We start from the raw sequence: 10,192 nt of genomic DNA on the forward strand, positions 1-10,192 counted from the left end.
ATGGCGTGGATCTACGACCTGCACGGCGGCCCGCATCCACGCATGGCGTGGTTCCATGCGATGCCGGTAGATCCACGCCATGCGTGGATATCCCGACCCCAACCGGCGGTCAGCCCTGCGAGGCGTCTTCGACCGGGCCCAGTTCGTGCAGCACCGCTGTGGCATAGCAGCCCGGCGGCAACGCGAACGACAGCTCCAGCACGTCATCGGCCAGCCACTGATGCTGCAGCAGGGCAGGACGCAGGCGCAGCGCGCGACGCTCCTGCTTCAGGCGGGCGCCTTCCAGGCCGGCACGCAGGGCCTGCGACTCCTCATCGTCCAGCGCCGCCAGCTCCAGCGTGCGGGCAGCCTCGGTGCTGCGCAGCTCACCCTCGCCCCACAGCGGTGCGCTGGGATGGATGTCGAAGCGCGCCAGGCGCTCGGCCAGCACATCGGTGTACGGCTCCGGGCCGAACACGCTGCGGCTGCCATCGAGCATCCACACCTCGCCGTCCAGCGGCTGGTCCCAGCTGCCCTGCTCCACGCGCGAGGCCAGCACGCGGTTGAACAGGGCCGAGCGGGCCGCCGACAGCAGCAGTGAACGCTGGTCCTGGCGCATGCGGCGGCCACCGAACATCGCCAGCGCGGCCGGAACATTGCCACCGTCGCGACCAAAACGCTGCTCGCCGAACCAGTTCGGCAGGCCACGCGCGGCAATCTGCTGCAGGCGCTCATCGATGGCCGCGGCGTCGCCCTGCACGTCGCGCAGCACCAGCTTGAAGCGGTTGCCGGCCAGCGCCCCGCGCTGCAGCTTGCGGTTGTGCCAGGTGGACTCGAGCACTTCGATCTCGTCGCTGGCCAGGCTGGCCAGGTCCGGGGCGACGCGCTTGGGCAGGTGCACGCTGAAGCGCTGGGTGGTGACCGCGTTGCGGTCCTTCATGCCCGCGTAGCTGACCGCCATCTCCGGCAGGCCCGCCCACTTCGCCAGCACCTTGGCCACGTGCACCGTGTTGGCGCCGCGCTTGCGGATGTGCAGCAGCAGGTGCTCACCTTCGCCGGTGGCCTCGAAGGCCGGCAGTTCGTCCACCTGGAAGTCGTCCGGCGTGGTGCGGATGCGCGCGCTCAGCAGCGGCGCACCAAAGGCCAGCGGCAACGGAATCATGCCGCCACCAGCAGGACGACGGCCTGCGCGGCAATGCCTTCGCCACGGCCGGTGAAGCCGAGCTTCTCCGAGGTGGTGGCCTTGACGCTGACCGCGTCCAGCGGCAGCTGCAGCAGGCCGCCGATGCGCTCGCGCATGGCCAGTGCATGCGGGCCGACCTTGGGCCGCTCGCAGATGACCGTGATGTCGGTATTGCCGACGCGCCAGCCACGCTCGCGCAGCAGGCTGTCGCAATGGCGGACGAAATCACTGCTGTCCGCACCCTTCCAGCGATCGTCGCTGGGCGGGAAATGCTGGCCGATGTCGCCCAGCGCGATCGCGCCGAGCATGGCATCGCACAGTGCGTGCAGGATGACGTCGCCATCGCTGTGGGCCAGCACGCCGCAGCTGTGCGCCACGCGGATGCCGCCCAGCATGATGTGGTCGCCTTCGCCGAAGGCATGGACGTCGTAGCCCTGGCCGATACGGACGGGCGGGAACGGAGCTGTGCTCATGGATGCAACCCTTGCAGCAGGGCCGCGCGGGCGATCAGCCGGCGCGGCGGGAAAGTACGAATTCGAAACGGTCGAGGTCGGCCGGGGTGGTGACCTTGAAATTGTCCTCGCTGCCTTCCACCAGCAGCGGTCGCTGGCCCTGGCGCTCCATGGCCATGGCTTCGTCGGTCACCTCGACGCCGCTGGCGGCAGCACCGGCCAGCGCGCGGACCAGCTGGTGGCGGCGGAACAGCTGCGGGGTCAACGCACGCCAGAGGCGCTCGCGCGGCTCGGTGCCATCAATGCCACCATCGTCACCGGCTCGCTTGAGGGTGTCGCGCACGGGGGCGGCGAGAATCGCGCCGACCGGGTCGGCACGCCCCACTTCCAGCAGGCGGCCCAGATCGGCCAGCGACAGGTTGGGCCGCGCGGCATCGTGCACCAGCACGAACTCGTCGGCGCGCACACTGTCGGGCAGGGCCTGCAGGCCCGCCAGCACCGAAGCGGCCCGGGTGGCGCCGCCGATGCAGGTCAGCACCGGCTTGCCGGACCACTCGGTCCAGCCCGGCCAATCGGCATCGTCCTGGCCGATCACCACCATCGCCCCGGCCACGGCCGGGTGCGCCAGCAGTGCATCCAGGGTATGGGCGAGCAGGATCTGCCCGCCCGCCTGCAGGTACTGCTTGGGCAACGGCGCGCCGAAACGGGTACCCCGCCCGGCGGCCGGAACGACCGCCCAGATGGCCGCGCTCACGGCACGTCCGCCGGATGGTCGCCGACCTGCGCCGAGACCGGTGCAGCCTGCGCCGGGCGAACCGGCGCATCCTCCACCACGCGGTAGAACTTCTCGCCGGGCTTGATCATGCCCAGCTCGCTGCGCGCGCGCTCTTCGATGGCGGCCTGGCCTTCCTTGAGGTCCTTCACTTCGGCAGCCAGCGCATCGTTGCGCTGCTGCAGACCTTCATTGTCCCGCTCCTGGTTGGCGACCTGGGCTTCGAGCATCATCACTTCACCCGAATTGCCCGGGCCGAACCAGAAACGGTACTGCAGCCATGCCAGCAGCAGGGCCAGCAGCAACAGCAGCCAGCGCCAGTCGCGCATGGGCTCAGCGCTTCAGCGACACGAACGCGTCACGACCGGCGTAACGCGCGCTGGCGCCGAGGGCTTCCTCGATGCGCAGCAGCTGGTTGTACTTGGCCACGCGATCGCTGCGGCACAGCGAGCCGGTCTTGATCTGGGTGGCGGTGGTGGCCACCGAGATGTCGGCGATGGTGGTGTCTTCGGTTTCGCCCGAGCGGTGCGAGACCACGGCGGCGTAGCCGGCACGGTCGGCCATGGCGATCGCTTCCAGGGTTTCGCTGAGGGTACCGATCTGGTTGACCTTGATCAGGATCGCGTTGGCGGTGCCCGAGTCGATGCCTTCCTGGAAGATCTTCGGGTTGGTGACGAACAGGTCGTCGCCCACCAGCTGCACCTTCTTGCCGATGCGGTCGGTCAGCAGCTTCCAGCCAGCCCAGTCGTTCTCGGCCAGGCCGTCTTCGATCGTGATGATCGGGTACTGCGCGGCCCAGTCGGCCAGGAAGTCGACGAACTGCTCGGAGGTCAGGCGCTTGTTCTCGCCCACCAGGTTGTACTTGCCGTTCTCGAAGAACTCGCTGGAGGCCACGTCCAAGCCCAGCAGCACGTCTTCACCGGCGGTGTAGCCGGCCTTGCCGATGGCTTCCAGGATGGTGTCCAGCGCTTCGACGTTGCTGCGGAAGTCCGGCGCGAAGCCGCCTTCGTCGCCCACGGCGGTGCTCAGGCCGTGGCTCTTCAGCACGGACTTCAGCGAATGGAAGATTTCGGTGCCGGCACGCAGTGCTTCGGAGAACGAGGTGAAGCCCACCGGCAGCACCATGAATTCCTGGAAGTCGACGTTGTTGTCGGCGTGGGCGCCGCCGTTGATGATGTTCATCATCGGCACCGGCAGCGACGGGGTCGCACCGGTCTTGGTGGCCAGGTACTGCCACAGGGCCTGCTTGCTGGACGCAGCGGCGGCATGCGCGGCTGCCATCGACACGGCCAGCAGCGCGTTGGCGCCCAGGCGGCCCTTGTTCTCGGTGCCGTCCAGGTCGATCAGGCGACGGTCCAGGCCAGCCTGGTCGACGGCTTCGAAGCCCTTCAGTGCATTGGCGATGGCGCCGTTGACGTTCTCGACGGCCTTGCGCACGCCCTTGCCCAGGTAACGGGTCTTGTCGCCGTCACGCAGCTCGACCGCTTCCTTGGTACCGGTCGAGGCGCCGGAGGGAACCGCGGCGCGACCGAACGAACCGTCCTCCAGGATGACTTCGGCTTCCAGCGTGGGGTTGCCACGGCTGTCGAGGATTTCACGGGCGTGGATGCTGCGGATCGTACTCATGAGCGGACCGGTTACCTGTCTGGAGGAGGGAATGCGACAAATGTGAAATGCCGCGTGATTATCCCCGGCTGCCCGTCGCTTGCCAAATGGTGTCGTCGGCCACGACCGGATCCGCGCCCTGCACCAGCAGCGGCACCGCAATCAGCAGGCCCAGCAGCGCCAGCAGCAGTGCCGCCACCGCAGCCGTGCCACGGCCACGCTGGGTGCGCCAGGCCAGCACCGAGGCCACCCCACTGCCGAGCGCGGACAGCGCCAGCACGGCCACCGCCAGCATCAGGATCCACTGCTTCGAGGCCAGCGCATGGCTGCCATCCCCCGGCATGCCGATCGCAGACAGGAACACCACCACCCCGGCAGCGAGGGCGGCCCAGGCAAGCACGGCAAGGCCAAGCGCGCACGCGCCCCAGGGCCACAGTCGGCGCGGCACGCGCGCGGAAGAGGTCGGGTTCATCGTATGAATGGGTACCGCATGAAGGGGGGCAATGCCCGCAGGTGAACCATCACAGCTGGGCAAGGATGGCCCAGGCCAGCAGCGCCGACGGCACGGCCAGCAGCAGCGCGGCCAGCCCAGCGGCACCGCGTGCGCGCTGCAGGCGCCAGCCCAGCACCGTGCTTGCAAGGCTCGCCGCATACAGCACGGCGGCCGCGGCAAGGGAAACCTTGAACATCGTGGCCTGCCAGTGCGGGGCCGCACCATCGCCGGGCATGCGCGTACCGGCAGCACCCAGCAGCACCATGTAACCGAACGCGACCCACGCCAGCACGCACAGCGCCAGCCCCATCCAGCCCCACGGCCAGCTGCGCCAATGCCGCCGGCGACGCTGGGCTTCCAGCGCCGCCCACGGGTCAAGACTCACGCGAAGCGCGAGAAGCCGTGCTTCTTGGTCACCGCGTCGAGCTCCATCAGGGTCTCGAGCAGGGCTTCCATCTGGTCCAGCGGCCACGCATTGGGGCCATCGGACAGGGCCTTGGACGGATCCGGGTGGGTCTCGGCGAACAGACCGGAGATGCCCACCGCCACCGCGGCACGCGCCAGCACCGGCACGTGTTCGCGCTGGCCGCCGGAACTGGTGCCCTGCCCGCCCGGCAGCTGCACCGAATGGGTGGCGTCGAACACCACCGGGCAGCCGGTGTCACGCATCACCGCCAGCGAACGCATGTCGCTGACCAGGTTGTTGTAGCCGAAGCTGGCGCCACGCTCGCAGACCATGATCTGCTCGTTGCCGGTGGACTTGGCCTTCTCGACAACCGGCTTCATGTCCCACGGCGCCAGGAACTGGCCCTTCTTGATGTTGACCGGCTTGCCGGCTGCACACACCTTGCGGATGAAGTCGGTCTGGCGGACCAGGAACGCCGGGGTCTGCAGCACGTCCACCACCGAGGCCACTTCGTCCATCGGGGTGTATTCATGCACGTCGGTCAGCACCGGCACGCCGATCTGCTTCTTCACTTCGGCCAGCACCTTCAGGCCTTCTTCCATGCCCGGGCCGCGGAAGGCGGTGCCCGAGGTACGGTTGGCCTTGTCGAAGCTCGACTTGAAGATGAAGTTGACGCCGAGGCGGTCGGTGATCTCCTTCAGCTTGCCGGCGGTATCGAGCTGCAGCTGCATCGACTCGATCACGCAGGGGCCGGCGATCAGGAACAGGGGCTGGTCCAGCCCGACCTCGAATCCACACAGTTTCATGGCGTTTCCTTGTTGTCCGCTACGCCGGCAGGGCCGGCGTGCTGGGGTTGAAGCATGCAGGATGGGGGCCGAAGCCCCCCTTCACAAGTCAGGCGCGGGCTTCGGCCAGCAGCGCGCCACCGGCCTTGCGCTCGCGCGCGGCACGGATGAAGCCGATGAACAGCGGATGGCCATCGCGCGGGGTGGACAGGAATTCCGGGTGCGCCTGGCAGGCCAGGAACCACGGGTGCGCGTCACGCGGCAGTTCGACCACTTCCACCAGGGTGTCGTCCATCGACTTGCCCGAGATCACCAGGCCGGCATCTTCCAGCTGGGTGCGGTAGCGGTTGTTGAACTCGTAGCGGTGGCGGTGACGCTCGGAGACCACGTCCTTGCCGTACAGCTCGCGGGCCAGCGTGCCCGGCTTCAGGCGCTGTTCCTGCAGGCCCAGGCGCATGGTGCCGCCGAGGTCGCTCTTGTCATCGCGCTTTTCGACATCGCCGGTGGCGGTACGCCATTCGGTGATCAGGCCGATCACCGGGTCCGGCGACTGGCGGTCGTTCTCGGTGCTGTTGGCGTTTTCCAGGCCCAGCACGTGGCGCGCGTAGTCCACCACCGCCGCCTGCATGCCGTAGCAGATGCCGAAGTACGGCACGCTGTTCTGGCGGGCGAACTGCGATGTCAGCACCTTGCCTTCGAAACCGCGGTCACCGAAGCCGCCCGGCACCAGGATGCCGTCGACGTCGGCCAGCGCGGCCATGTCGGTGCCTTCCAGGTCCTGCGCTTCCAGCCACTTCAGGTTGACCTTGGTGCGCTGGCGCAGGCCGCCGTGCTTGAGGGCTTCGCCGACCGACTTGTACGCGTCCTGGTGGTCGACGTACTTGCCGACCACGGCGATGGTCACTTCGTCCAGCGGGTGCAGGGTCGCGTCGACCGCGTCCTCCCACATCGACAGGTCGACCGGGCCGACCTTGTCGGCCAGCTTCAGCTGGTTGACCACGATCTCGTCCAGGCCCTGCGCATGCAGGCCCGACGGAATGCGGTACAGCACGTCCACGTCCGGCACGCTGATGACGGCGCGTTCGGAGACGTTGGTGAACTGGGCGATCTTGCGGCGCTCCGAATCCGGCACAGCCTGCTCGGAACGGCACAGCAGCACGTCCGGCTGGATGCCGATCGAGCGCAGTTCCTTCACCGAGTGCTGGGTCGGCTTGGTCTTCAGCTCACCGGCGGCGCCGATGTACGGCACCAGGGTGAGGTGCATGAACAGCGCCTTCTCCGGGCCGCGCTCGGTACGCACCTGGCGGATCGCTTCCAGGAACGGCAGCGACTCGATGTCGCCCACGGTGCCGCCGATCTCGACCAGGGCCACGTCGTAGCCTTCGGTGGCCTCGTCGATGCAGCGGCGGATTTCATCGGTGATGTGCGGGATGACCTGCACGGTCGCACCCAGGTAGTCGCCGCGGCGCTCCTTGCGGATCACGTTCTCGTAGATGCGGCCGGTGGTGACCGAGTTCTTGCGGCTCAGGCGGGTACGCACGAAGCGCTCGTAGTGGCCCAGGTCGAGGTCGGTCTCGGCGCCGTCGTCGGTGACGTAGACCTCACCGTGCTGGAACGGGCTCATGGTGCCCGGGTCGACGTTGATGTACGGGTCGAGCTTCATCATCGTGACCTTCAGGCCACGCGCTTCGAGGATGGCGGCCAGTGACGCAGCGGCAATACCTTTGCCGAGCGAGGACACCACGCCGCCGGTTACGAAAATCAAGGGAGTCATGGCTGCAAGCATCCTGTCTGGAAATGGAAAACGGCAGCGCCACGCCTGCCCGAGGGGCGGGCGTGGAGCAGAAAGGGGGTTTTCCGGTTCGCTGGGGCAGCGAGGGAGGCGCGGGACCGATCGGCGGCAGGCGCCGGACGGGGACCATCGTGCGAGGTCGGGGCGGCCGTGCCGGTCAATTCGACCGTCACCTGCGACCCGCATTGCTGGAGGCCACGCATGGCCGGTCCAGCCCATTCGCAAATGGTGGACACGCACTACTCCCGGAAAGCCATAGTTTACAGATAGATGGCCGCCAACCCAAGGGGCAGATAGCGTCATCGGGAAAAGAAAACGCCCCGCAGTGCGGGGCGTTCAGGGGCCAGCGCCTTGCGGCAGCGGCCTTGGCGGCGGAAGCCTTACTTCTTCTTCCGCGCCTCTTCCTCTTCTTCCTGCTGCGGGACCGGCTGGCCCTTGGCCTTCATTTCGGCATTGGCCTGGGCGCGGCGCTTGGCCTTGGCATCCGCCTCGGACTGCGCGGCCTTGTCGGCCTGGTCGCCCTGCTGCGGGGCCGTCTGGCCTGCGTTCTGCGCCATCACCAGCGGCACTGCAACGGCGGCAGCGGCCAGGATCGCAATGGTCAGCAACTTCTTCATGGAGTCCTCCTCGCGGTATGGCTTGGACATGGGGGCGCCGGCGTTCAGATTCCAGCGGCTGTCATTTTACCCCCTCCCCGGCGCCGAGGCTGAACCGCAGGCGTGCAAATTCCCCGTCCACACCGCACACTTGCGCGTCGCTCCGCGCTTTGAAGATAGATGAACGCACGCTATAACGCCGCCGATATTGAAGTCCTGTCCGGCCTTGACCCGGTCAAGCGCCGTCCTGGCATGTACACCGACACCGCGCGCCCGAACCACCTGGCGCAGGAAGTGATCGACAACTCGGTGGACGAGGCCCTCGCCGGCCACGCCCGCTCGATCGAGATCACCCTGTACAAGGACGGCAGCGTGGAAGTCAGCGATGACGGCCGCGGCATGCCGGTCGACATCCATCCGGAAGAGAAGATTCCGGGCGTCGAGCTGATCCTGACCCGCCTGCACGCGGGCGGCAAGTTCAACAACAACAACTACACCTTCTCCGGCGGCCTGCACGGCGTCGGCGTCAGCGTGGTCAACGCGCTGTCCACCCTGGTCGAGATCCACATCAAGCGCGACGGTGCCGAGCATCGCATCACCTTCCGCGATGGCGACCGCGCCTCGCCGCTGGAAGTGGTCGGCACGGTGGGCAAGAAGAACACCGGTACGCGGCTGCGCTTCTGGCCGGACCCGAAGTACTTCGATACGCCCAAGTTCGCCGTGCGCGCGCTCAAGCACCTGCTGCGCGCCAAGGCCGTGCTGTGCCCGGGCCTGACCGTCAAGCTGACCGACGAAGCCACCGGCGAAGTCGATACCTGGTACTACGAAGACGGCCTGCGCGACTACCTGAAGATGGAGCTGGGCGACCGCGAGTCGCTGCCGGCCGATCTGTTCGTCGGCAATCTGAAGAAGGACACGGAGATCGTTGACTGGGCCGTGGCCTGGCTGCCGGAAGGCGAGCTGGTACAGGAAAGCTACGTCAACCTGATCCCCACCGCCCAGCACGGCACCCATGCCAATGGCCTGCGTACCGGCCTGACCGAGGCGCTGCGCGAGTTCTGCGATTTCCGCAACCTGCTGCCGCGCGGCGTCAAGCTGGCCCCGGAAGACGTGTGGGACCGCGTGTCGTTCGTGCTGTCGCTGAAGATGACCGATCCGCAGTTCAGCGGCCAGACCAAGGAACGCCTGTCCTCGCGCCAGGCCGCCGGTTTCGTCGAAGGCGCCGCGCACGACGCCTTCAGCCTGCTGCTGAACCAGAACGTGGAGCTGGGCGAGAAGATCGCGCAGATCGCCATCGAGCGCGCCAGCGCGCGCCTGAAGACCGAAAAGCTGGTCGTCCGCAAGAAGGTCACCCAGGGCCCGGCCCTGCCCGGCAAGCTGGCCGACTGCATCAGCCAGGACCTGTCGCGCACCGAACTGTTCCTGGTGGAAGGTGACTCGGCAGGCGGCAGCGCCAAGCAGGCGCGCGACAAGGACTTCCAGGCGATCCTGCCGCTGCGCGGCAAGATCCTCAACACCTGGGAAGTGTCGTCCAACAGCGTGCTGGCCTCCGAAGAAGTGCACAACCTGGCCGTGGCCATCGGCTGCGACCCGGGCAAGGAAGACATCGCCGGCCTGCGTTACGGCAAGGTGGTCATCCTCGCCGACGCCGACTCGGACGGCCTGCACATCGCCACCCTGCTGACCGCGCTGTTCCTGAAGCACTTCCCGGCGCTGGTCGATGCCGGCCATGTGTTCGTGGCGATGCCGCCGCTGTTCCGCATCGACGTGGGCAAGCAGGTGTTCTACGCCCTGGACGAGGAAGAGAAGCGCTCGATCCTGGACAAGATCGAACGCGAGAAGATCAAGGGCGCCGTCAATGTCACCCGCTTCAAGGGCCTGGGCGAGATGAATCCGCCGCAGCTGCGCGAGTCGACCATCCACCCCGATACGCGCCGCCTGGTGCAGCTGACGGTGGATGACGGCGAGCAGACCCGTTCGCTGATGGACATGCTGCTGGCCAAGAAGCGTGCGTCTGACCGCAAGGGCTGGCTGGAGAGCAAGGGCGACCTGGCCTCCCTGGAAGCCTGACGCCATCCTCTGGTAGTGGGGGGGGGGGGGGGGGGGGGGGGGGGGGGGGGGGGGGGGGG

Annotated in this window: 11 protein-coding genes; 1 reads left to right on the forward strand and 10 read right to left on the reverse strand. The window is 67.7% G+C overall.

Going from position 1 to position 10,192, the window contains the following annotated elements; all coding sequences use genetic code 11:
* Window positions 1-109: 109 nt before the first annotated feature.
* From truD to IAE41_RS20505, 10 genes are all read right to left on the reverse strand, one after another.
* Window positions 110-1,141 carry a tRNA pseudouridine(13) synthase TruD gene (gene truD / locus IAE41_RS20460; RefSeq protein WP_200734367.1) on the reverse strand — a complete coding sequence of 344 codons (1,032 nt, stop codon included), beginning with the start codon at window positions 1,139-1,141 and terminating at the stop codon, window positions 110-112.
* Window positions 1,138-1,635 (reverse strand): 2-C-methyl-D-erythritol 2,4-cyclodiphosphate synthase, encoded by a 498-nt coding sequence (gene ispF / locus IAE41_RS20465; protein WP_079221436.1) that lies wholly within the window; start codon window positions 1,633-1,635, stop codon window positions 1,138-1,140. Before ispF ends, truD begins: the two co-directional genes overlap by 4 nt.
* 34 nt (window positions 1,636-1,669) lie before the next feature.
* Entirely contained in the window at window positions 1,670-2,368 is a 699-nt protein-coding gene (gene ispD / locus IAE41_RS20470; RefSeq protein ID WP_079221435.1) for a 2-C-methyl-D-erythritol 4-phosphate cytidylyltransferase, read from the reverse strand.
* Window positions 2,365-2,715, reverse strand: a complete 351-nt coding sequence (gene ftsB, locus IAE41_RS20475) for a cell division protein FtsB (RefSeq protein ID WP_108746432.1) — start codon at window positions 2,713-2,715, stop codon at window positions 2,365-2,367. The genes ispD and ftsB overlap by 4 nt, the downstream gene beginning before the upstream one ends.
* Window positions 2,716-2,719: 4 nt before the next feature.
* Complete coding sequence (gene eno, locus IAE41_RS20480; RefSeq protein ID WP_079221433.1) at window positions 2,720-4,012, reverse strand: phosphopyruvate hydratase; 1,293 nt, start codon at window positions 4,010-4,012, stop codon at window positions 2,720-2,722.
* A 58-nt stretch (window positions 4,013-4,070) separates the two neighbouring features.
* Window positions 4,071-4,463 (reverse strand): hypothetical protein, encoded by a 393-nt coding sequence (locus tag IAE41_RS20485; protein ID WP_200734368.1) that lies wholly within the window; start codon window positions 4,461-4,463, stop codon window positions 4,071-4,073.
* A 49-nt stretch (window positions 4,464-4,512) separates the two neighbouring features.
* Entirely contained in the window at window positions 4,513-4,869 is a 357-nt protein-coding gene (locus IAE41_RS20490; protein ID WP_200734369.1) for a hypothetical protein, read from the reverse strand.
* Window positions 4,866-5,696, reverse strand: coding sequence for a 3-deoxy-8-phosphooctulonate synthase (gene kdsA, locus IAE41_RS20495; RefSeq protein ID WP_079221430.1), 831 nt, complete (start codon window positions 5,694-5,696; stop codon window positions 4,866-4,868). Before kdsA ends, IAE41_RS20490 begins: the two co-directional genes overlap by 4 nt.
* Window positions 5,697-5,784: 88 nt before the next feature.
* On the reverse strand, window positions 5,785-7,449 hold the full coding sequence (locus IAE41_RS20500; RefSeq protein WP_079221429.1) for a CTP synthase: 1,665 nt from the start codon (window positions 7,447-7,449) through the stop codon (window positions 5,785-5,787).
* A gap of 398 nt (window positions 7,450-7,847) precedes the next feature.
* Complete coding sequence (locus IAE41_RS20505; protein WP_079221428.1) at window positions 7,848-8,084, reverse strand: hypothetical protein; 237 nt, start codon at window positions 8,082-8,084, stop codon at window positions 7,848-7,850.
* A 159-nt stretch (window positions 8,085-8,243) separates the two neighbouring features.
* Between IAE41_RS20505 and parE the strand changes: the two genes are divergently transcribed.
* Window positions 8,244-10,133, forward strand: a complete 1,890-nt coding sequence (parE, locus tag IAE41_RS20510) for a DNA topoisomerase IV subunit B (protein WP_108759523.1) — start codon at window positions 8,244-8,246, stop codon at window positions 10,131-10,133.
* The last annotated feature ends 59 nt before the right edge of the window (window positions 10,134-10,192 follow it).

This window comes from Stenotrophomonas sp. S39, from assembly GCF_016624665.1.
Classification (GTDB): Bacteria; Pseudomonadota; Gammaproteobacteria; order Xanthomonadales; family Xanthomonadaceae; genus Stenotrophomonas.

Bases quoted from the DNA above. Each gene is read 5' to 3' on its own strand.
- ispF (WP_079221436.1), bottom strand. From the start codon at position 1,635: ATGAGCACAGCTCCGTTCCCGCCCGTCCGTATCGGCCAGGGCTACGAC.
- eno (WP_079221433.1), bottom strand. From the start codon at position 4,012: ATGAGTACGATCCGCAGCATCCACGCCCGTGAAATCCTCGACAGCCGT.
- truD (WP_200734367.1), bottom strand. From the start codon at position 1,141: ATGATTCCGTTGCCGCTGGCCTTTGGTGCGCCGCTGCTGAGCGCGCGC.
- parE (WP_108759523.1), top strand. From the start codon at position 8,244: ATGAACGCACGCTATAACGCCGCCGATATTGAAGTCCTGTCCGGCCTT.
- kdsA (WP_079221430.1), bottom strand. From the start codon at position 5,696: ATGAAACTGTGTGGATTCGAGGTCGGGCTGGACCAGCCCCTGTTCCTG.
- ftsB (WP_108746432.1), bottom strand. From the start codon at position 2,715: ATGCGCGACTGGCGCTGGCTGCTGTTGCTGCTGGCCCTGCTGCTGGCA.
- IAE41_RS20500 (WP_079221429.1), bottom strand. From the start codon at position 7,449: ATGACTCCCTTGATTTTCGTAACCGGCGGCGTGGTGTCCTCGCTCGGC.
- IAE41_RS20485 (WP_200734368.1), bottom strand. From the start codon at position 4,463: ATGAACCCGACCTCTTCCGCGCGCGTGCCGCGCCGACTGTGGCCCTGG.
- IAE41_RS20505 (WP_079221428.1), bottom strand. From the start codon at position 8,084: ATGAAGAAGTTGCTGACCATTGCGATCCTGGCCGCTGCCGCCGTTGCA.